23 protein-coding genes are annotated in these 19,780 nt (G+C 65.6%); 17 read left to right on the top strand and 6 right to left on the bottom strand.

Annotated elements, in window-relative coordinates:
• Position 1: 1 nt before the first annotated feature.
• From KXR83_RS12970 to KXR83_RS12950, 5 genes are all read right to left on the bottom strand, one after another.
• Entirely contained in the window at positions 2–2,638 is a 2,637-nt protein-coding gene (locus KXR83_RS12970) for a glutamate--cysteine ligase (protein ID WP_437425169.1), read from the bottom strand.
• A 68-nt stretch (positions 2,639–2,706) separates the two neighbouring features.
• Entirely contained in the window at positions 2,707–3,201 is a 495-nt protein-coding gene (locus KXR83_RS12965; RefSeq protein WP_437425168.1) for a hotdog fold domain-containing protein, read from the bottom strand.
• A gap of 24 nt (positions 3,202–3,225) precedes the next feature.
• Positions 3,226–4,746, bottom strand: a complete 1,521-nt coding sequence (locus KXR83_RS12960) for a DUF4153 domain-containing protein (protein WP_437425167.1) — start codon at positions 4,744–4,746, stop codon at positions 3,226–3,228.
• Positions 4,747–4,826: 80 nt separating this feature from the next.
• Entirely contained in the window at positions 4,827–5,819 is a 993-nt protein-coding gene (locus tag KXR83_RS12955) for a HAMP domain-containing sensor histidine kinase (RefSeq protein WP_437425166.1), read from the bottom strand.
• Complete coding sequence (locus tag KXR83_RS12950; RefSeq protein ID WP_437425165.1) at positions 5,816–6,559, bottom strand: response regulator transcription factor; 744 nt, start codon at positions 6,557–6,559, stop codon at positions 5,816–5,818. Before KXR83_RS12950 ends, KXR83_RS12955 begins: the two co-directional genes overlap by 4 nt.
• Positions 6,560–7,116: 557 nt before the next feature.
• On the opposite strand from KXR83_RS12950, the gene rpsJ reads away from it, so the two are divergent.
• The 11 genes from rpsJ to rpsQ are packed head-to-tail and all read left to right on the top strand — an operon-like array spanning position 7,117 to position 12,448.
• Positions 7,117–7,422 carry a 30S ribosomal protein S10 gene (gene rpsJ / locus KXR83_RS12945; RefSeq protein ID WP_003938093.1) on the top strand — a complete coding sequence of 102 codons (306 nt, stop codon included), beginning with the start codon at positions 7,117–7,119 and terminating at the stop codon, positions 7,420–7,422.
• A 17-nt stretch (positions 7,423–7,439) separates the two neighbouring features.
• A complete protein-coding gene (gene rplC, locus KXR83_RS12940; RefSeq protein WP_031331700.1) occupies positions 7,440–8,090 on the top strand; it encodes a 50S ribosomal protein L3 in 651 nt (216 codons plus the stop codon).
• 3 nt (positions 8,091–8,093) lie between these two features.
• Entirely contained in the window at positions 8,094–8,765 is a 672-nt protein-coding gene (gene rplD, locus KXR83_RS12935; protein WP_030164772.1) for a 50S ribosomal protein L4, read from the top strand.
• A gap of 5 nt (positions 8,766–8,770) precedes the next feature.
• Entirely contained in the window at positions 8,771–9,076 is a 306-nt protein-coding gene (rplW, locus tag KXR83_RS12930; RefSeq protein WP_023956032.1) for a 50S ribosomal protein L23, read from the top strand.
• A gap of 43 nt (positions 9,077–9,119) precedes the next feature.
• Positions 9,120–9,956 carry a 50S ribosomal protein L2 gene (rplB, locus tag KXR83_RS12925; protein WP_023956030.1) on the top strand — a complete coding sequence of 279 codons (837 nt, stop codon included), beginning with the start codon at positions 9,120–9,122 and terminating at the stop codon, positions 9,954–9,956.
• A gap of 17 nt (positions 9,957–9,973) precedes the next feature.
• Positions 9,974–10,255: a 30S ribosomal protein S19 gene (gene rpsS, locus KXR83_RS12920; RefSeq protein WP_030164768.1), complete on the top strand. Its 282-nt coding sequence runs from the start codon at positions 9,974–9,976 to the stop codon at positions 10,253–10,255.
• Positions 10,256–10,657: a 50S ribosomal protein L22 gene (gene rplV, locus KXR83_RS12915; RefSeq protein WP_023956024.1), complete on the top strand. Its 402-nt coding sequence runs from the start codon at positions 10,256–10,258 to the stop codon at positions 10,655–10,657. It abuts the gene before it with no gap.
• Complete coding sequence (gene rpsC / locus KXR83_RS12910) at positions 10,657–11,496, top strand: 30S ribosomal protein S3 (protein WP_023956022.1); 840 nt, start codon at positions 10,657–10,659, stop codon at positions 11,494–11,496. Before rplV ends, rpsC begins: the two co-directional genes overlap by 1 nt.
• 3 nt (positions 11,497–11,499) lie before the next feature.
• Complete coding sequence (rplP, locus tag KXR83_RS12905; RefSeq protein WP_084835383.1) at positions 11,500–11,916, top strand: 50S ribosomal protein L16; 417 nt, start codon at positions 11,500–11,502, stop codon at positions 11,914–11,916.
• Complete coding sequence (rpmC, locus tag KXR83_RS12900) at positions 11,916–12,158, top strand: 50S ribosomal protein L29 (protein WP_023956018.1); 243 nt, start codon at positions 11,916–11,918, stop codon at positions 12,156–12,158. The genes rplP and rpmC overlap by 1 nt, the downstream gene beginning before the upstream one ends.
• Entirely contained in the window at positions 12,155–12,448 is a 294-nt protein-coding gene (rpsQ, locus tag KXR83_RS12895) for a 30S ribosomal protein S17 (RefSeq protein WP_023956016.1), read from the top strand. The genes rpmC and rpsQ overlap by 4 nt, the downstream gene beginning before the upstream one ends.
• Before the next feature lie 149 nt (positions 12,449–12,597).
• Here the strand turns inward: rpsQ and KXR83_RS12890 are convergent, their stop codons facing one another.
• A complete protein-coding gene (locus KXR83_RS12890) occupies positions 12,598–13,449 on the bottom strand; it encodes a C39 family peptidase (protein WP_437425164.1) in 852 nt (283 codons plus the stop codon).
• Between the two features lie 196 nt (positions 13,450–13,645).
• Here KXR83_RS12890 and KXR83_RS12885 point away from each other — a divergent pair, with 196 nt between their 5' ends.
• The 6 genes from KXR83_RS12885 to KXR83_RS12860 all read left to right on the top strand — a co-directional run bounded on the left by KXR83_RS12885 (position 13,646) and on the right by KXR83_RS12860 (position 19,772).
• A complete protein-coding gene (locus KXR83_RS12885) occupies positions 13,646–13,936 on the top strand; it encodes a hypothetical protein (protein WP_437425163.1) in 291 nt (96 codons plus the stop codon).
• 89 nt (positions 13,937–14,025) lie between these two features.
• The gene (locus tag KXR83_RS12880) at positions 14,026–15,141 is read left to right on the top strand and encodes an LLM class flavin-dependent oxidoreductase (RefSeq protein WP_437425162.1); all 1,116 of its coding nucleotides are present in this window, start codon (positions 14,026–14,028) and stop codon (positions 15,139–15,141) included.
• Positions 15,138–15,758: a CE1759 family FMN reductase gene (locus KXR83_RS12875; RefSeq protein WP_437425161.1), complete on the top strand. Its 621-nt coding sequence runs from the start codon at positions 15,138–15,140 to the stop codon at positions 15,756–15,758. Before KXR83_RS12880 ends, KXR83_RS12875 begins: the two co-directional genes overlap by 4 nt.
• A gap of 212 nt (positions 15,759–15,970) precedes the next feature.
• Positions 15,971–16,480, top strand: a complete 510-nt coding sequence (locus KXR83_RS12870; protein ID WP_437425160.1) for a lipoprotein LpqH — start codon at positions 15,971–15,973, stop codon at positions 16,478–16,480.
• 107 nt (positions 16,481–16,587) lie between these two features.
• Complete coding sequence (locus KXR83_RS12865; RefSeq protein ID WP_437425159.1) at positions 16,588–18,408, top strand: hypothetical protein; 1,821 nt, start codon at positions 16,588–16,590, stop codon at positions 18,406–18,408.
• Positions 18,405–19,772: a CHAT domain-containing protein gene (locus KXR83_RS12860; RefSeq protein WP_437425371.1), complete on the top strand. Its 1,368-nt coding sequence runs from the start codon at positions 18,405–18,407 to the stop codon at positions 19,770–19,772. Before KXR83_RS12865 ends, KXR83_RS12860 begins: the two co-directional genes overlap by 4 nt.
• The last annotated feature ends 8 nt before the right edge of the window (positions 19,773–19,780 follow it).

Below are 19,780 nucleotides of genomic sequence, written 5' to 3'. Positions count from 1 at the left end.
GCTACCGCCTTTCGGGAGGGGTCTGCGGGCAGGCATGGTCCCGCGACGATCCGCTGAGAATCCACGTGTCCTTGCCGCCTCCGCCACGGGAAGAGTTGACGATCATGCTGCCCGAGGGCGCGACCCTGGTGAGGGCCGCGGGCGCCATGTGAGCCGAGACGTTGCCCTCCCCGTCGGCCCGTAGGTGAACAAATGCACGTAGGTCCACGTGGTGTGGGTAGAGCCCCTGACCGTCGAACGTCGGGTGGGTGGACAACCGGACAACGTCTTGGGCGACAAACCGTTCCGGGTGCCCGATCAGGTCTTTGCGTCGCTCGGCCAGCTCCTGCTCGGTGGCCTCGGGTCCGATCATGACCCCTGAGCCGCCGAGGCCGTCGATCGGTTTGACGACCATCTCGTCCAGGCGGGAGAGCACGTGGTCGCGCTGATCGCGCTCGGCACACAGCCAGGTGGGGATCTGGTCGATCGCCGGCTCCTCACCCAGGTAGTACCGGATCATCGCCGGGACGAATGCGTACACGGCCTTGTCGTCGGCGATCCCGTTTCCGAGAGCGTTGGCGATCGCGAGCGTTCCGGCTCCGAGCGCGCGGAGGAACGGATGCCGCAGGGGTGCACCATCTGATCCTGTCGACGAGAGCAGCATGTCCTCGTCCATGCGGGCGTAGATGACGCTGAGCGGCACGTCCTTGCCGTGGATCCGCGCCACGATCCGGTTACCGTCTCCACGAAGGTCGCCGGTGTCCACCACGGCCAGCCCGGCGCGTTCGGCGATCATCGTGTGTTCGAACCACGCCGAGTCCTCCCACCCGGCGCTCAGGACCACGATCGCGCCGTTCGGGTCGCCGCGCGGTGGACGCGCGGCGACGAGTGTCTCGGCGATCATCTGCGGCATGGTGTCGACCGGCAGGATCTCGTCGGGACACCTGATCTCGCCGAGGAACCGGGTCATCAGGGCACGGTTGGAGATCGCGTAGGCGACGCCCGAGGGCACCCGCAGGTTGTCCTCCAGGACACAGAACTCGCCGGGTCCCGTCGACACCAGATCGGTACCGCAGATGTGGGTCCGAACCTGTTGCCACCGTGGGGCATTGCCGGCGCTGCGGTACCCGGGGGCCCGGTCCAGGATCTCAGGCGGGATCACGCCTTCGGAGATGATCTCCTGGTCGCCGTAGACGTCCAGGAGGAAGGCGTTGAGGGCGAGGGCGCGCTGTCTCAGCCCCTTCGAGACCCGGCCCCAGGTGTCGGCCTCGATGATCCGTGGCACGGCGTCGAGGGAGAAGATCTGTGCCCGGTCCTGGCCGCTGACACGGAAGGTCATCCCGCCCGCGCTCTGCTCGCTTTCCATGTGGTGTTGCCGGTTGCGCAGGGTGACCGGGCCCAGGGTGGTCAGCGTGTCGATGACCCCGCGGTAGGCACCGCGTACGTGGCCGTCGGCGTCGAACACCTCGTCGTAGAGGTCGGGTTGTGGATGGTCGTGGCGGGTGTTGTAGCTGTGGAGCATCGGGTTGGCGGGATCGGCGACGGTCGGCGGGGGTGGGGCAGCGCCGGCGGTCTCGGTGATCAGACTGTCCACGACGTCCGACAGATGTCCACGCCGCCGCAGCGCACGTCGTTGCCTTGCCGACGAGCTGCCGACACCGATCGCCTGGTCGATGAGCTCGGTGACGGTCTCCCAGTCGCCGCAGGACTCCAGTTCCGGCTGCAGCATCGACGCCAGTTCGCGCACCATGTCCTCGGCCGGACGCGGTTTGGCGGCGACCATGTCGACGAGGTCTGCCTCCAAGCCCGATCGCGCAGCCTGCCACAACGCCGCCCGATAGATCGTGGGTGACACCTCGACGCCGGGTTCGCCGTGGGCCATGGCGGTGATCTCGTGTTGCACCAGTGCGCGGAACAGGCCAGCGACGAGTGCGACGGTGTCGACGGAGGGACAGCTGTCGCAGACCCGGAGTTCGAGTGTCGGCTGCCTCGCCGAGGGCCGCACGTCGTAATAGACCATTCCCGGGTCGGTGATGACCCCGGTGTCGATCAGGCGTTGGATCTCGGCGTCGTAGTGAGCGGCGGACTCGAGTCGGAGGAAGGGTCCGGTGGTGGGCCACCGTTGCCAGACGAGTGTGCGTGAGCTGGCATAGCCGGTGTCGGTGCCGTCGGCCCAGAACGGGGAACTCGCGGACAGCGCCAGTAAGGTCGGCACGTAAGGCGACAGTCGCCACGCGACCTGGACCGCCTGGTCGCGATCAGCGACATCGACGTGGACCTGGGTTCCGCAGATGAGCTGTTCCCGGGCGAGGAGTTGGTAGTCGGCCAGCATCTGGCGGTAGCGCGGGGTCTCGGTGACCTGGAGTTCGGTGGGGACCGCCAGTGGCATGGCGCCCGCGGCGACCACCCCGATCCCGAGTTCGCGGGCAGTGTCCGCCAAGACCGCACGATGCTCACGCAGATCGTCACGCAACGACGAGAGCCTGCTGAACACAGCACTGTTCACCTCGATGACGCAGCGTTGCAATTCCTCCACGTAGCCACCCGTATGCGGCAGGGCCTCGAGCAGTTCAGGTGCCCGTGGGGTCAGCCGGCGGGTGCGGAGATCGACGAGGTGGAACTCTTCTTCCACCCCGATATTTCTCGGCTGACCGTTCATTTGAGAAGCCTAAGACCAAATTCGGCAGTCGGCACGGCGACGAAGCGCCCGAGGTGGTCACCCGAGGTTCATGACGGCGTCACCCAGGTGGTGATGGTGCAGTGGACCACTTCGACGCCGTCGCGGTCGGTGATCGTGATGTCCACCGGCACCTCGCATCCCTCGGTCACTGCCGCGAAGTCGACCGGCTCGGACAGCGTCGCGACCGCATGCAGACCGGTGGTGGCCTTGGCGAGGTAGCGACTCTCCATCCCCTTCGGGATCCAGCGGTGCGTGCTGGGCACGGTGGCCTCCATCAGCATCCCCATCGCGACCTCGGCGAGATTGCACGCCGCGATGGCGTGGAACGTGCCGAGGTGATTGTGGACGCCGAACCACTTCGGCGCGACGACCTCGCACCTGCCGGGTTCCATCGTCTTCACGAACGGGACGATGGTCGCGAAGTAGGGGACTCGCACACACATCCCGATCGAGAACAGCACCGAGCCCAGCCGGCCTGCTGGGAGTTTCTGACGGAAACGATGGGTGGGGCTGCTTCGAGGGGGCTGGACGGAAGATGTCATGACGGCATCTTACCGGCGAGTAAGTTAGCGCGGCGCGCAGCTGACCGGGGCGGCGGAGGAACCTGGTTCGCGGCCGTCGAGTGCTTCGCGCGCCTCGTGTCGTCCCACATTGAATGCCGTGGGTCCGTGTTCGTCCGCAAGGTCGCGCTCGATGCCAACCAGGACACATTCGTGAAGGTCGACGGGTAGCCCCAGCAGCGCTTCGGTTGCGTCGGGGGACAGGCTCGCCAGATAGATCAGATCGACCTTGCCGGTTCGCTCGAAGCGGTCGACGTTGGCCTGGGCAATTCGTTCGTCCGGGTTGTAGACCGCAAACGACAAAGCGGCGACCATGGTGAGAAACCCCAGAGCTCTTGGCAATTGGCGGGTGCCGAGTCCGGCGCCGGCGATGATGAGGGCGACGAGGACGGCTCCAAGCCACAGCTCTGTCGCCATCACACCGACGCGCAGCCGGGTGGCGCCGAAGGTGTCCATGTAGAGGTCCATCCGGTGCAGCGCCGAAGCCACGACGGCCAGCGCCGCGATGCAGAGCCCGCCGAGGATCGTCCGCGTCAGTACCCGCCCGACCGACGTGCTGCGGTCCGCGCGTTGCCAGGCGATCGACACCACCAGGATGGTCAGCGCCGTGACGGCGAAGAGTTGCCAGAATCCGGTGCGCGCATAGTCGGCGTACGTCAGACCCGCCGTCTCCTGCACGTAGTCGTCACCGCCGAACATCGCCCGTGCCTGGGTGATCAGGAAGGCGATGTACAAGACGAGCACGGTGCCGGTGGGAACTGCCCACATCCACGGTTCGGCCGACATGCGCGGTGACCGGTCGGCCAGGCGTGGCCGGGCGTAGCGCAGGTAGATCCCGATCGCGGTGGCTCCTCCGATGACAAGACCGAGGACAACACTGGGGCCCACCTCGGTGTCGCCGACGTCCGGCAACACCGTGCTCAGCAACGACTCGAACGTCGCGTCGGCGCCGGCGAACAGGGCGCCGAACACCACCAGCAGCACCACGGTCACCACCGCCACCTGGAGTACGGCCCCCAGATTCTTCACCGGACGGTCCCGTGCGCCGTCGGCGATCCCGCGCCCCAACCACGCGGCGGCCGGGACGAAGGCGACGATCGGCGCGACGACGGCTGCGGCCATCTCGCGAATGGTCCGCGCGCCGACAATAAGCGTCCCCGTGGCCAGGATCGCGAGGGCTGTACAGACTGTGGCCAGCCATTCGGCGCTGCGCCAACCCGAGACGAGCAGTAGTGCAACGATGCAGGTGGCGGTGATCAGCTCGGGCACGGTGGGGCGCTCGGGCGATGCGGCGAAGACGGCCGCCAGCACCGCGACACCGGTCAGCGCGATGCCGATCCCGATCGCGTCGGTCGGCACCAACGCCATCGCCAGTACTGTGGTGACAGTAGCTGCCACAACGACTTTCGTGGGTGCGACCCCAGGCAACGACGTGGACAGGGTGACCCGGCGGACCTTGACCGGTTCCTTGGTGAGCACCACCGATTGGTAAGCCTGCGGAGCATCCGAACTGTCTGTTTTCGGCATGGGTGTAGCACCTCTCGGAGACGTTGGAGCAAAAATGGCGCCGCGATCTGCGGCCTGTGGTGTGTTCGTTCGAGCAGTCGTCAGTCGGCAGGCACGAGCGGTAGGCGGATCCGGATCCGGCATCCCCTCGGATCGTCGACCACACCGATGTCGCCGGCGTGCAGTGTGATCACCCACTGGGCGATGGCAAGGCCCAAACCTGTTCCGCCGTCGCGAGATCCGCCACGGCTGAACCGCTCGAAGATGCGCAGCCGCTCGGCGGGCGCGATACCCGGGCCCTGGTCGGCCACGTCGATGACAACCACCTCGCCGTCGGGCCAGGCACTGACCTCCACGACGCCGCCGGGAGGGGAGTGGCGAGCCGCGTTGTCGAGGAGATTGGCGAGCACCTGATGCAGACGGCCCTCGTCGGCGTGGACGTGGAGTGCCGCCGCGACGTCTATCGCAAACGAGATGTCGCCCGGTGAGCGGAGCCGGCATTCGGCGACGGCGGTCTCGGCGAAGCATGCGAGATCGATGCGCTGGTGGTCGAGCTGGGCGACCCCGCCTTCGATCCGGGACAGGTCCAGCAACTCGGTGATCAGCCGCCCCAGCCGGTCCGTCTGTGAGAGCGCCAGTTCGAGGGTCTCCTGGTCCGGCGTCCGCACGCCGTCGACCATGTTCTCCAGCACCGCGTGCAGTGCGGCGACCGGCGTCCGCAACTCGTGGGCGACATTCCCGATGACCTCACGGCGATACTGGTCCTCGCCGGCGAGGTCATCGGCCATCTGATTGAATGCCGTTGCCAGCGTGCCGATCTCGTCGCGGGACGTCGCTCGGACGCGCGCGGTGTAGTCGCCGCGGGACATCCGGCGCACCGCTCCCGTCATCTCGCGCAGCGGAGACGTCATCCCGTGGGCGAGCACAAACGTGACGACGATCGCGACCAGCAGTGCCATCAGCAGGGCGTACCGGAACTGCCACTGCGCGGTGATCCAGAACGACACGCTGGAGGTGAACAGTGCGCAACCGACCACAACCGCGGTCTTGAACTTGAACGAGTGCAGCGGGTCCAGCGGTCGGGGCAGCATCATGGCGATCCCTCGGTTCCCGACACTTCGCGGACCTCGAGCGCGTAGCCGATGCCGTGCACGGTCCGGATCCGAGACGAACCCACCTTCTTGCGGAGGGAACGAATGTGGCTGTCGACCGTCCGGGTCTCTCCGGCGGCGGGCCAGTGCCAGACCGCGTCGAGCAACTGTTCACGACTGAGCACCGCGCCGGGGTGGCGGACCAGGAACGCCAGGAGGTCGAACTCGGTGCGGGTGAGATGTACCTCTTGCCCTTCGACCGTCACCTGCCGGGCAGCGTCGTCGATGCGCAGACCGTCCCTCACCTCGTCGACCGGATCGGCCGCCGCAGACTGGGCGGCGGAGTCGGTGAACGGGCCGTAGCGTTCGGCACGTCGGAGCAGGGCGCGGGTGCGCGCCACCAGCTCGCGCATCGAGAACGGCTTGGCCAGGTAGTCGTCGGCGCCCACTCCCAGTCCGATGACGAGGTCGGTCTCGCCGGAGCGGGCGGTGAGCATCAGTACCGGGGTCGCCGAATGTGCCTGGATGCGCCGGCAGACCTCGAGGCCGTCCATCCCCGGAAGCATCAGATCGAGGATCACCGCGTCCGGATTGGTGCTGCGATGAGCTTCGATCGCAGCAGGCCCGGTGTCGGCCGTGGTCACCGCGAAGCCCTCCGCGCCCAGGCGGTCCGCGATCGACTGCCGGATCAGCGGCTCGTCGTCGACGACCAGCACCGATGGCGTCTGCGGGTGTGGGGTCATGACTGCGACGGTAGTGCTCCGATGTCCGCACCCTGCGCAGATGTTGTGAAGAGTCTGCGAAGGTTTTGTGCGGAGAATGCGCGGTCGCGGCGGCAGGGTCGTGACCTGGGCCGGGGCAATTTGGACCTGGGCCGGATCTATTGCATACTTGTCGGGTTGCCTTGATCGGCAGCGCGGCCCTGTATGTCTGTCGTCTGAGCGTGCGAACGTCCAGACCAGGTGGCAGGCCCCCGTCGATCAGAGAGCATCACCGGACGAACTAAGCGGTCACGAACTGGTTCGAGCTTCCGTTGTGGTGCACAACAAGCAAGTACGACCCGCGTCCACCTGGACGCACACCGGCACCACGGGTTCTGCGCATGCGCAGAGGTATGTGTAGCGATTGCGACACGCCCGACTGCGTGGACCGGACGGGCCTGCGGAAGCAGGCACTGAACAACGACAGATGAACAGCGTCGATCACCACCGCAAGGTTCTGGTCACGGGGATGCGACTACACAGTTGCGTCGTTCGAGGTGTTCATCTGTGCAGCCGAAATTGACGGAAGAGGACACAGCGTGGCGGGACAAAAGATCCGCATCCGGCTCAAGGCCTACGACCATGAGGCGATCGACGCGTCGGCGCGCAAGATCGTGGAGACCGTGACCCGTACGGGTGCACGTGTGGTCGGCCCTGTGCCGTTGCCCACCGAAAAGAACGTGTATTGCGTCATCCGCTCGCCGCACAAGTACAAGGACTCGCGCGAGCATTTCGAGATGCGTACACACAAGCGACTGATCGACATCCTCGACCCGACGCCGAAGACCGTTGACGCCTTGATGCGTATCGATCTGCCGGCGAGCGTCGACGTCAACATCCAGTGAGTGGCGGGAATCATCAGATGACTCAAAGAAATGTGAAGGGAATCCTGGGCACGAAGCTCGGGATGACCCAGGTCTTCGACGAAGACAACCGGGTGATCCCGGTGACCGTCGTCAAGGCCGGACCCAACGTGGTCACCCAGATCCGCACCGAAGAGACCGACGGTTACACCGCCGTGCAGCTCGCCTACGGTGCCATCGACCCACGCAAGGTCACCAAGCCTGTCGCCGGTCAGTTCGCCAAGGCCGGGGTCACCCCGCGCAGGCACCTGACCGAGATCCGCGTCCACGACGTGTCCGACTACACCGTCGGACAGGAACTGACCGCCGAGATCTTCGCCGACGGAGCACTGGTCGACGTGACCGGGACCTCCAAGGGCAAGGGCTTCGCCGGTGTCATGAAGCGCCACGGCTTCAAGGGCCTGGGCGCCAGCCACGGCGTGCACCGCGTGCACCGCTCGCCGGGATCCATCGGCGGTTGCGCCACCCCCGGTCGCGTGTTCAAGGGCATGCGGATGGCCGGCCGGATGGGCAACGACAAGGTCACCACTCAGAACCTCAAGGTTCACAAGGTGGATGCCGAATCAGGCCTGCTGCTGATCAAGGGAGCAATCCCCGGTCGCAAGGGCGCTGTTGTCATCGTTCGTGACGCAATGAAGGGCGGTGCGTAGCCGATGAGTGTCAACACTGAAAAGCAGCAGACCCGCACGGTTGACGTGAAGGCCTTCGGTGGCAAGACCGACGGCACCGTCGAGTTGCCGGCCGAGATCTTCGATGCTCCGGCGAACATCTCGCTGATGCACCAGGTCGTCGTCGCGCAACAGGGTGCCGCCCGTCAGGGCACGCACTCCACCAAGACTCGTGCCGAGGTTCGCGGTGGTGGCGCAAAGCCGTACCGCCAGAAGGGAACCGGCCGGGCTCGTCAGGGTTCGACCCGGGCGCCGCAGTTCGTCGGTGGTGGAACCGTTCACGGACCACAGCCGCGTGACTACAGCCAGCGCACCCCCAAGAAGATGAAGGCCGCCGCCCTGCGCGGAGCCCTCTCGGACCGGGCCCGCAACGAGCGCATCCACGTGATCACCGAATTGGTCGCCGGACAGGATCCGTCGACCAAGACGGCTCGTCAGTTCCTCGCGGAACTGTCGGATCGCCGCAAGTTCCTGTTGGTCGTCGGACGTGAAGACGTCGCCGCATGGAAGAGCGTGCAGAACCTGCAGCATGTTCTGCCCATCGCACCCGACCAGCTGAACACTTACGACGTGCTCGATGCCGACGAGGTCGTGTTCAGCCGTGAGGCACTCGGCGTCTTCATCGACGGCGCCAAAAAAGATGAGAAGGAGGCCTGAGGAACATGACAGTTCAGGCAAACCCCCGCGACATCATCCTGGCGCCGGTCATCTCCGAGAAGTCCTACGGACTGATCGAGGACAACGTGTACACGTTCTTCGTGCATCCGGAGTCGAACAAGACCCAGATCAAGATCGCCATCGAAGAGATCTTCGGCGTGCAGGTCTCGAGCGTGAACACCGCCAACCGTCAGGGCAAGCGCAAGCGCACCCGCTTCGGCTACGGCAAGCGCAAGGACACCAAGCGCGCGATCGTGACACTGACCGCAGACAGCAAGCCCATCGAGATCTTCGGAGGCCCGGTCGGCTGACGCCGCTCGGACTCCACCGAAGAAGTAGAGGACAAGAAGACTCATGGCTATTCGTAAGTACAAGCCGACGACCCCCGGTCGTCGTGGCGCTTCCGGCGCGGACTTCTCCGAAGTCACTCGTGACACCCCGGAGAAGTCGCTGGTTCGTCCGCTGCATGGTCGCGGTGGACGAAATGCCCACGGCCGCATCACAACCCGTCACAAGGGTGGTGGCCACAAGCGTGCCTACCGTCTGATCGACTTCCGTCGCCACGACAAGGACGGCATCAACGCCAAGGTCGCTCACATCGAGTACGACCCGAACCGCACTGCGCGGATCGCGTTGCTGCACTACGTCGACGGCGAGAAGCGGTACATCATCGCGCCCAAGGGACTCAAGCAGCACGACGTGGTGGAAAGCGGTCCGACCGCCGACATCAAGCCGGGCAACAACCTCCCGATGCGCAACATCCCGACCGGTACCCAGATCCACGCTGTGGAGCTGCGACCCGGTGGCGGCGCCAAGATGGCTCGTAGCGCCGGTGCCTCGATCCAGTTGCTCGGTAAGGAAGGCCCCTACGCCACGCTGCGTATGCCTTCCGGTGAAATCCGTCGTGTCGACGTGCGCTGCCGCGCAACCGTCGGCGAGGTGGGCAACGCCGAGCAGAGCAACATCAACTGGGGCAAGGCCGGCCGTATGCGTTGGAAGGGCAAGCGCCCGACCGTCCGTGGTGTCGTGATGAACCCGGTCGACCACCCGCACGGTGGCGGCGAGGGCAAGACCTCCGGTGGTCGCCACCCGGTCAGCCCGTGGGGTAAGCCCGAGGGCCGTACCCGCAAGAACAAGGCCAGCGACAAGCTGATCGTCCGTCGCCGGCGCACCGGCAAGAACAAGCGATAACAGGAGGGAGTTAGAGAATGCCACGCAGCCTCAAGAAGGGCCCCTTCGTCGACGACCACCTGTTGAGCAAGGTCGACGTTCAGAACGAAAAGGGCACCAAGCAGGTCATCAAGACCTGGTCCCGTCGGTCCACCATCATTCCGGACTTCATCGGTCACACCTTCGCCGTCCACGACGGCCGCAAGCATGTGCCGGTGTTCGTCTCGGAGTCCATGGTCGGTCACAAGCTCGGCGAGTTCGCGCCGACGCGCACCTTCAAGGGACACATCAAAGACGACCGGAAAGCGAAGCGTCGGTAGATGAGTACTGAAACAACCAATCCGACCGCCAAGGCGACCGCGAAGTTCGTGCGTGTCACGCCGATGAAGGCGCGTCGTGTCATCGACCTGGTCCGCGGCAAGAACGTGGACGAGGCCCTCGACATCCTGCAGTTCGCGCCCCAGGCTGCGAGCGAGCCGGTTGCCAAGGTGCTCGCCAGCGCCGTGGCCAACGCGGAGAACAACCTCGACCTCGACCGTCGCACCCTCGTGGTGTCGCAGGCGTTCGCCGACGAGGGTCCGACCATGAAGCGGTTCCGTCCGCGCGCCCAGGGGCGTGCTTTCCGGATCCGTAAGCGGACCAGCCACATCACCGTCGTGGTGGAAAGCATCGCCAGGAGCGACGCGGCCGCCGGCCGCAATCGCCGGAAGGGAGCTCAGTAGTGGGCCAGAAGATCAACCCGCATGGCTTCCGTCTCGGTATCACCACGGACTGGAAGTCCCGGTGGTACGCAGACAAGCAGTATGCGGAATACGTCAAAGAGGATGTCGCCATCCGCAAGCTCCTGGCCACTGGCCTCGAGCGCGCCGGCATCGCCAAGGTGGAGATCGAGCGCACCCGTGACCGGGTTCGCGTCGACATCCACACCGCCCGTCCGGGCATCGTCATCGGTCGCCGCGGCGCCGAGGCCGACCGGATCCGTGGCGACCTGGAGAAGCTGACCGGCAAGCAGGTCCAGCTGAACATCCTCGAGGTCAAGAACGCCGAGTCGGAAGCTCAGCTGGTGGCACAGGGTGTCGCCGAGCAGCTCAGCAACCGCGTGGCTTTCCGCCGGGCGATGCGTAAGGCCATCCAGTCGGCCATGCGTCAGCCCAACGTCAAGGGAATCCGGGTCCAGTGCTCGGGTCGCCTCGGCGGTGCGGAGATGAGCCGCAGCGAGTTCTACCGCGAAGGTCGGGTGCCGCTGCACACGCTGCGCGCAGACATCGACTACGGCCTCTACGAGGCCAAGACAACCTTCGGCCGTATCGGCGTGAAGGTGTGGATCTACAAGGGCGACATCGTCGGTGGCAAGCGCGAGGCACTGTCCTCGTCGGCTGCTCCGGCTGAAGATCGTCGTCCGCGTCGTCCGGCCCGCCCGAAGCGGAGCGGTTCGTCGGGTACCACAGCGACCAGCACCGAAGCTGGACGCGCGGCCACCGCGACCGCAGATGCGCCTGCGGCTGTCGACGCTCCAGCGACAACGCCTGCCCCCGCGCAGGCCGAGAACCAGGAGGGCTGAGGCATGTTGATCCCTCGTCGGGTCAAACACCGCAAGCAGCACCACCCCAGCCTGAAAGGTCAGGCCACGGGCGGCACCAAGGTGACGTTCGGTGACTACGGCATCCAGGCTCTGGAAGCTGCCTACATCACCAACCGTCAGATCGAGTCAGCTCGTATTGCCATCAACCGGCACATCAAGCGTGGCGGCAAGGTGTGGATCAACATCTTCCCCGACCGCCCGCTGACGAAGAAGCCTGCCGAGACCCGCATGGGTTCCGGTAAGGGTTCGCCCGAGTGGTGGGTTGCCCCGGTCAAGCCCGGTCGCATCCTGTTCGAGATGAGCTACCCCAGTGAGGAGACTGCTCGCGAGGCCCTGCGCCGCGCGCAGCACAAGCTCCCGATCAAGACCCGCATCGTGACCAGAGAGGAGCTGTTCTGATGTCAGTCGGAATCGCCGCCGCTGAGCTCCGTGAGCTCAGTGACGAAGAACTGGTCGAACGTTTGCGTGAGTCGAAGGAAGAGCTGTTCAACCTTCGGTTCCAGATGGCCACCGGTCAGCTCGACAACAACCGCCGGCTGCGTACCGTGCGTCGCGAGATCGCGCGCGTGTACACCGTCATGCGGGAGCGCGAGCTCGGCCTGGCCTCAGGACCCGAAGCCGAGAGCGGTGACGACGCATGAGCGAGGACCAAAAAGTGACTGAAACGTCCACCACCGAGGAGCGTGCACGCCGCAAAGAGCGGATCGGATACGTCGTCTCGGACAAGATGCAGAAGACCATCGTGGTCGAGCTGGAAGATCGTGTGAAGCACCCGCTTTACGGCAAGATCATCCGCACCACCAGCAAGGTCAAGGCTCACGACGAGAACGAGACCGCCGGCATCGGCGACCGCGTTCGGCTGATGGAGACCCGCCCGACCAGTGCCACCAAGCGCTGGCGTCTGGTCGAGGTCCTCGAGAAGGCCAAGTAAGCCAAGCAGTTTCACGAAAGCGGCCCGTCCCTTTGTTGGGGCGGGCCGCTTTTGCTGTCAGCCACCGAAAACGTCCCCGTGACCGTGTGCCGAGGGAGTATTGCCCTCCGTGCATGTCGGCGGGGACGATCTTGGTGGCCCGGCGCGAGCTACTTGCCGCCGATCACCACCGGCAGCAGGTTCCACGGGCGATCGGTGAGCCAGTCGATGACATTGGAGAGCCCAGGTGCCTCGTCGGCATCGAGGTCGTCGAGAAGCGGATCCCGTGCGGGGTCGTCTTCGGACACACCGGCATTGGGTGAGGGTTCGTCGCACACGATCATCGTGTTGTCGGCTTCGCCCCATGCCTCCTCGAACTCGTCGAGTGGTACTTCCATGCGGTCGCCGTCGGGATGGCCTGGGTCGCTGAGGTAGACCACACCCTTGTCGGTGTCGATCTCGCTGATCACCACGCAGTGATCACCTCCCTGGTCGCGACCCCTGGCTTCGTCGCTCTCCTCCTGTTCTGGATCCCAGTACTCCCCGGAGTCGACGTACAGCATGACGCCGCGGCCCTCCTCCAGAGCCGTCGCGAGGTCGTCCATCGTGCCCGTCTCGACGGTGGCCGGGATGCCGTTCTGTTCGAGGAGGTCTGCCGCGGCGTAGATGGGCATGCCGTTCTCGATCTCGCCGTCGAGGAAGTAGCCGTTGTCCTGGGCCATCTCGACAAAGGCTTCCTCGCTCTGGATGTCTTCGCCGCTGTACTCCGCGACGATCTGGGCGACACTCGCCGGCACGCAGGTGCCGTTCACGGCTTGCTGGAACCAGTGTTCGGAGTATTCGTCGGCGTTGCCGCCGCCGACCCCGTCAGACGGTTCCGCAGGCTCGTCCGGCGGGGCTGCATCCTGATCGGGCCAGAGTTCGGTCAGCACGGACTCGAGCTCATCGAGTGCGCCGGTGTCGTCGGCCGCCGACGCTGTCGAGCTGTCCTGCGTGCTGTATTCGGCATCGCCTTCACCCATGGCTGTTCCCTTCGATCAGATCCGATGTCGATTGGATCGGAGTGAGGGCTCGAATGTTCCCGTGATGACCAAACCCGGAACGTCGAGCGTCCAGGAAGCTCACAGCCAGGTGCCAGAGTTCTACGAGTTCGCGTTTCTACCTTGTGAGGAGTCGGCCCGTGCACATCCGGGTCGGGCTTCAGGAAGGGAGGACACCATGCAGGTCAAGAAGGCATTGACGCGGACGGTCGCGACGGGAGCGATCGGCCTGGCTTCGCTGGGGGTCGGCGGGACAGTGGCCGAGGCGACAGCAGCGCCGGCGGCGACGTCATCCGCAACGACGCAGGAGGGCCCCACCCGGTCGACCACCTCGTCCCCGGGTGCGGTCAAACGCCCGGATCTTGCGACATTCACCTTCCGTGGGCACGAGGTCACCCCCACCTACGACCGGTTCAAGCGTGGTTGGGGCTTCTGGTTCTTCGGCTTCTGGGTCCCGGTCGTTCTCTGACAACTGATCGGCAGCCTCGGTCGGCGAGACGAAATAATTCGGACCACGGTCCGGTTATGATGATCGTAGCTTCTACCGAGGAGGTAGCCATGCAGTTCGGAATCTTCACCGTCGGCGATGTCACCGTCGACCCCACCACCGGTGTGGAACCCACCGAGAACGACCGGATCAAGGCAATGGTCGCGATCGCCAAGAAGGCCGAAGACGTCGGGCTCGACGTCTTTGCCACCGGTGAGCACCACAACAAGCCGTTCGTGCCATCGTCTCCCACAACGATGCTGGGCTACATCGCAGCCCAGACCAAGACACTTCAGCTCTCGACGTCGACCACACTGATCACCACCAACGATCCGGTGAAGATCGCCGAGGATTTCGCGATGTTGCAGCACCTGGCCGACGGTCGTGTCGATCTGATGCTGGGCCGCGGCAACACAGGCCCGGTCTATCCGTGGTTCGGCAAGGACATTCGGCAGGGCATCCCGCTCGCGATCGAGAATTACCATCTGCTGCACAGACTCTGGACCGAGGAGGTGGTGGACTGGCAGGGCAAGTTCCGCACGCCGCTCACCTCGTTCACCTCCACGCCGCGACCGCTCGACGGCGTCGCCCCATTCGTCTGGCACGGGTCGATCCGTAGCCCGGAGATCGCCGAGCAGGCCGCCTATTACGGGGACGGCTTCTTCGCCAACCACATCTTCTGGCCCAAGGAGCACTTCCAGCAGCTGATCGGCTTCTACCGCGAGCGCTACGAGCACTACGGCCACGGCACCGCGTCTCAGGCCATCGTGGGACTGGGCGGACAGTTCTTCATCCGCCCCAAGTCGCAGGATGCGGTCAACGAGTTCCGGCCGTACTTCGACAACGCGCCGGTCTACGGCCATGGCCCCTCGCTCGAGGAGTTCACCGAGGACACACCACTCACCGTCGGCAGTCCACAGCAGTTCGTGGACAAGACGCTTGGCTTCCGCGAGCACTTCGGCGACTACCAGCGCCAGCTGTTCCTGGTCGACCATGCCGGACTGCCACTGAAGACCGTCCTCGAACAACTCGACCAACTCGGTGAGGTACTGCCGCAACTCCGGGCGGGATTCGCCGAGGGGCGCCCCTCGGACGTTCCGGACGCGCCCACCCACGCATCGCTGGTGGCCGCACGAAGCTTTGCGGTCAATAGGGAAGACACAGCCGAGGTGGGGGTCAGTCGATGAACCGGACTCGTGTGGTTGTGGTGAGTGCCGGAGCCGGCGAACCGTCGTCGACCCGGCTACTCGCCGACCGGCTCGCCGCTTCGGTTGAGTCGCAGCTTGATTCGGCTGTTGTCGACACCGTCGATCTGCGGGGGATCGCGGTGGACATCGCCCGGAGCATGATCGCCGGTTTCCCGGTGGGTGCTGCGGGTCCGGCAGTGAAGGCGGTCGTGGAGGCCGATGCCGTCATCGCCGCGACGCCGGTGTTCAACGCCTCCTACAGCGGATTGTTCAAGTCGTTCTTCGACATCATCGACAAGGACAGTTTTGCCGGGAAGCCAGTGCTGATCGCTGCCACCGGTGGCAGCCCGCGACACTCGATGGTGCTCGATCACGCTGTGCGACCGATGTTCTCGTATCTGCGCGCTGTGGTTGTCCCGACCGGTGTGTACGCCGCGTCCGAGGACTGGGCGGGCACCTCTGGGGACACCGCCACGCTTGCCGACCGGGTGGACCGTGCCGCCGGGGAACTGGTGGCGCTGTTGGGCGGGAGTTCCACGACGGCAGCGCCGGTCGACGGAGATGAAGCCGGGATCGCCAACTTCGCTCGGTTGCTGGGGGAGTCGTCGGGCCGATAGGCCACATGTGGTGATCAGTGCGTGTCACGCCGAGATCTGTCGATCGGCCTCCGTTTTCGTTGCCTGCGCATATGTTGTGCCGGAGCAGTCGGCGAGGTTGTTCCTCACGCGCGGTCCTAGGGGAAATGTTGGGATCGGTAGCGCGGGCAGCAGCCTTTACTTCTCTCATGACGGCGTCAAAGAACGGCGCCGCACAACGAAAGGGAAGACCAATGAAACGAGTCCTCACAGCCACCCTCGGACTGATCGCCAGCGCAACCCTGCTGATGGCCTGCTCGGACGACAGCAGCAGCAACGCAGACAGCAGCCCCGCGGCCAACCCGGTCGCAACCAGCCAGTCGAACGGAACAGAGGTTTCCACCGGCGGCGACACCGAGGTCAAGGTAGAGGGCAAGGATCTCGCCGGCGTGGACCTCAACTCTGTGAGCTGCGTGAAGCAGGCCGGCAAGATCACCGTCGGCAGCGGCTCCACCGGTGGCCAGCAGGGCCTCGGCATCGTGATGACGGATGAGGCCACCCCGAAGGTCGAGTCGCTGGGACTGGTGGTCGACGGCAACGCACTGGCAGTGACCAACGGGATGGGGATGTCAGTCGGTTCGGCGAAGGTCTCGGTAGACGGTGACACGTACACCATCACCGGTGAGGCCGAAGGCGCCGACATGAAGAACCCGACGGCCGGAATGATCAAGAAGGAGTTCAGCATCAAGGTGAGCTGCAGCTGATCTGAGCCGAGGAGAATGCGGCGGACGTGCATCGCACGTCCGCCGCTTTCGTGTGTGGTGCCCGTGTATGCGGTTGCCCGCTGGTCCGCGATCAATATGATGCAGCCATGTCGGTGGCCGGTGATCTGGAGCGTGCGCGCGACCTCGCCTGCGCCGACGACCACGCTGCGGCGCGCGATCTGTTGATGTCGCTGATACCGAGAATCGAACAGCTCGACCGTGACGATCTGATGCTCGAGGTGCTTGCCCAGCTCGGCGCGATCTACCTGACCCGCGGCGCTCACGACGGCGTCGTCGAGTGTGTCCACAGAATCCGCGATTGCGTTCGCATCTATTCGGAGATCCTCGCCGGAAGGATGCCCGAAGCCGCAGCGCAGGTGACGATGTCATTCGACGACATGACACGGATGGTCCACCGCTACGCCGGGCGTGCGGATGTCCTCGACATCGGCCTGGCATCAGCCCGCGGTGACCACGACCAAGCGGCGCGGCAGCTTGTGCATCTGACCGGCAACGCAGTGGGCGAGTCCGAGTCGGACCCGGACCGAGCGTTCAATGTCGCACACGCACGCATCCTCTGCGCCATCGCGCTCGGTGATGTCGACGAGCACGTCGCTGCCGCGCCCCTGTGGGAACTCGGTCTCGAAGAGTTGCACGTCGCGAGACGAATCGCGCCGGAACCTGGCCCGCCCTCGTCGTCCGATGCCTGGAGTCGGCCGGGTTCGGTAGGTGTCGACCGGCTTGCGGTGGACGCTGGGCTCGGTTACGGCAGATTCTGTGTGCAGACCGGACGGCTCGACGAGGCGGGCTCGCATCTTCGGCGTGCGGGTGCGCTTGCCTCACAACGCAGCTGGCCTCTGGCGTCGGCGCGCAGCGAACTCGAACGTGCGGCCCTCGCCTGGGCTCGGTCCGACCATGAGGACACCGAGCGCCTGGCCCAGGCGGCGTACCCGGTGTTGGCCACGTATGCGATCGCGCATGACGTCTCGAGATGCTGGTTGTATCTGGGGCTCACCCGGATGGCCGCGGGCGAACTACAGGCAGCCGACCACTGCTGGGAACAGGCCCAGCGGCACTGGGACGATTTGGGTATACCCCTGCATCGTCACCGGATCATGATGCAGCGCAGTTGGATACCGGTGTTCCGCGGACAATTCGACCGCGCCCGGGAGATGGTCGGGCAGGCCCGGATGCTCCTCGACGCGACCACCCATGCGACCTGGCTGCACCACGCCCGCCTCGATGACCTCATGGGATCGATCTGGCGAGCAGAGGCCCTCGCCGACATGGGATTCGACGGCATAGGTGATCCGCTCGCCGACTGGAATGCGGTGGAGGCGCGCGTTGCGATGTCGGAGGGCATCACCACGGCGGCCGACGGGTCGGCCGGCCATCTCCTGGCCCAGCCCAAGTTCGAACAGGCCGCCGCGTTGAAGATACCCGCGGCGCTTGCGGTCGACAGCGTGCGGCATTCGATGCCTGACGCCGACGCTCGTTCGCGCTGGGCCCAGTCGGTCTCGGCCCCGGTGATGGCCGGCGCATTCGCCGTGGCGTGGGAATGGGACAACACGTCATTGGTCGCCGAGATGATCGAATATGTCAGTGCGCGGGGAACATTCGGCCTCGCCCCGAGAGTGTCCGATGCTGTCGGCGGTGAGTGGGCACTGACCGCGACCGGGGCCACGCCGTTGCACTCCGTCGCCGATGTCGTCGCCGATGCCGATGCCGACATCGACGAGAACCGGGCGGTGGCTGCCGGGGCCACGACCACTGCGGTCACCGGCGGTCTGACCCGGTTGGGTCCGTTGCCCCCGCTGCAGATGGACCGCGGCGCCGGCGCAATCCTGGCAGAGTATCGACGGCTTGCCGCCGAACGCTACGGACGCAAGGTCACGAGTGACGAGCCGATGTGGCCCACGTGGAGATGACCACCGCGCCACCAACCAGATTGGTCCTGCGGTTTGCCGACGTGGGGGTTGCGACATACGCCAGTCTGCGGGTGGTGGGCGAGCCCGCACGCACCGTCACCTGGGTGGTGGAGGAGCCTTTTGTGTTGGCCGCGATCGAGCAGGTGGCCGATGAACTGCCCTCGCCGCGCGACGCCGAGACGATGGTGGATGCCCTTCAGCGGTCACTCCTGTCGGGCCCGTTTGCCGATCCGTCGACCGAGTTGCGTGCCTCATACCATCTCGGACTGCTGTTGCTCTCACAACAGGCATGGTCTCTGTTGCTCGAATGTGTGGCGGCCGTTCGTCCCGTCCTGCATCTCACTCCCACCGCGCGGCTGGCACAGATCCCGTTCGCCCTGCTCGCGTTGCCATCGGTATATCCGACCGCCGACCAGCTGGTGCGTGCCAAGGCCGGCGCCGTGTTGGCCACCGGGGAGGTGCTAGCGCGATTGCCTTGGAAGGCAGACGATCTCACCGCGTACACCGAGGGTTATCGGTTGATGGAACTGGTGGATCTCGTGATGTCGCCCCCGGCGAACATCGTGAACGCCCCGAGGCGCCCGGCGCGCTGGGAGGAGCGCCGCACGTCACCTCCGGTTCTCATCCTCGATCCCCGCGTGCCCGGGCAAACGGCTTCCTCGCCTCTGGGTTCGGTGTTGGGAAGACCGTCGCCGGACAGCCTGGTGTCAGAACACTTCTCAGGCGCACTGGCGCGCCATACCGTGTATCCGCCGGTGTCAGGCCCGGTGGAGTTGTTCAGGCGCCGCGACACGGACCGGAACTGGTTGTCGGTTGTGTTGCAGGACAAGCCGAGCAGGATGCTGTTCGTCGGTCACGCCAGTGCGGCCTCGAGCGAGGTGGGCTACGCCGAGCGGTCGGCGTTGCACCTGTCGTGTACAGCTCTGCAGCCCGGACTGGCGGATCCGGTGGGCAGCCATCGACCGTGGACGGCCGCCGATCTCCTCGCCGATACCGGGCGCTGGCCGATGCCGCCGCGAGTGGCTCTGGTGGCGTGCGCCTCCGGGACCGATCACCGTTTCGACGAGCCGAACGGTTTGGTCGCGGCCATGATCTTGGCCGGGTCAGAGCTGGTGACGGCAACGCTGTGGTCGTTGCCGACAACGGCCGGATATCGAAGCCTTGCCGAAGGCGATGCCGCCATCGATCCCATGGGGGAGTTGATCGCTGCTGTGGACAGCGCTCACGAGAGCGATGACCCGGTGGTGGTACTCGGTCGGTGGCAGCGTGCGCAGATGAGACGCTGGCGATCGGGGGATGTCACTGCGCACCCGGTGTTCTGGGCATCCTTGGTCACCTTCGCAGTGGCCGATCGCGGAGCGTGAGGTCGGCG

The organism is Williamsia muralis (assembly GCF_051487485.1).
Lineage (GTDB): Bacteria > Actinomycetota > Actinomycetes > Mycobacteriales > Mycobacteriaceae > Williamsia > Williamsia muralis_B.
Note: the sequence above shows the minus strand (reverse complement) of the source record. Positions and strands in the feature narration are given on the sequence as shown.

Coding starts and splice junctions, on each gene's coding strand:
- KXR83_RS12970 (WP_437425169.1), bottom strand. CDS start 2,638: ATGAACGGTCAGCCGAGAAATATCGGGGTGGAAGAAGAGTTCCACCTC.
- KXR83_RS12965 (WP_437425168.1), bottom strand. CDS start 3,201: ATGACATCTTCCGTCCAGCCCCCTCGAAGCAGCCCCACCCATCGTTTC.
- KXR83_RS12960 (WP_437425167.1), bottom strand. CDS start 4,746: ATGCCGAAAACAGACAGTTCGGATGCTCCGCAGGCTTACCAATCGGTG.
- KXR83_RS12955 (WP_437425166.1), bottom strand. CDS start 5,819: ATGATGCTGCCCCGACCGCTGGACCCGCTGCACTCGTTCAAGTTCAAG.
- KXR83_RS12950 (WP_437425165.1), bottom strand. CDS start 6,559: ATGACCCCACACCCGCAGACGCCATCGGTGCTGGTCGTCGACGACGAG.
- rplC (WP_031331700.1), top strand. CDS start 7,440: ATGACTCAAAGAAATGTGAAGGGAATCCTGGGCACGAAGCTCGGGATG.
- rplD (WP_030164772.1), top strand. CDS start 8,094: ATGAGTGTCAACACTGAAAAGCAGCAGACCCGCACGGTTGACGTGAAG.
- rplW (WP_023956032.1), top strand. CDS start 8,771: ATGACAGTTCAGGCAAACCCCCGCGACATCATCCTGGCGCCGGTCATC.
- rplB (WP_023956030.1), top strand. CDS start 9,120: ATGGCTATTCGTAAGTACAAGCCGACGACCCCCGGTCGTCGTGGCGCT.
- rpsS (WP_030164768.1), top strand. CDS start 9,974: ATGCCACGCAGCCTCAAGAAGGGCCCCTTCGTCGACGACCACCTGTTG.
- rplV (WP_023956024.1), top strand. CDS start 10,256: ATGAGTACTGAAACAACCAATCCGACCGCCAAGGCGACCGCGAAGTTC.
- rplP (WP_084835383.1), top strand. CDS start 11,500: ATGTTGATCCCTCGTCGGGTCAAACACCGCAAGCAGCACCACCCCAGC.
- rpmC (WP_023956018.1), top strand. CDS start 11,916: ATGTCAGTCGGAATCGCCGCCGCTGAGCTCCGTGAGCTCAGTGACGAA.
- rpsQ (WP_023956016.1), top strand. CDS start 12,155: ATGAGCGAGGACCAAAAAGTGACTGAAACGTCCACCACCGAGGAGCGT.
- KXR83_RS12890 (WP_437425164.1), bottom strand. CDS start 13,449: ATGGGTGAAGGCGATGCCGAATACAGCACGCAGGACAGCTCGACAGCG.
- KXR83_RS12885 (WP_437425163.1), top strand. CDS start 13,646: ATGCAGGTCAAGAAGGCATTGACGCGGACGGTCGCGACGGGAGCGATC.
- KXR83_RS12880 (WP_437425162.1), top strand. CDS start 14,026: ATGCAGTTCGGAATCTTCACCGTCGGCGATGTCACCGTCGACCCCACC.
- KXR83_RS12875 (WP_437425161.1), top strand. CDS start 15,138: ATGAACCGGACTCGTGTGGTTGTGGTGAGTGCCGGAGCCGGCGAACCG.
- KXR83_RS12870 (WP_437425160.1), top strand. CDS start 15,971: ATGAAACGAGTCCTCACAGCCACCCTCGGACTGATCGCCAGCGCAACC.
- KXR83_RS12865 (WP_437425159.1), top strand. CDS start 16,588: ATGTCGGTGGCCGGTGATCTGGAGCGTGCGCGCGACCTCGCCTGCGCC.
- KXR83_RS12860 (WP_437425371.1), top strand. CDS start 18,405: ATGACCACCGCGCCACCAACCAGATTGGTCCTGCGGTTTGCCGACGTG.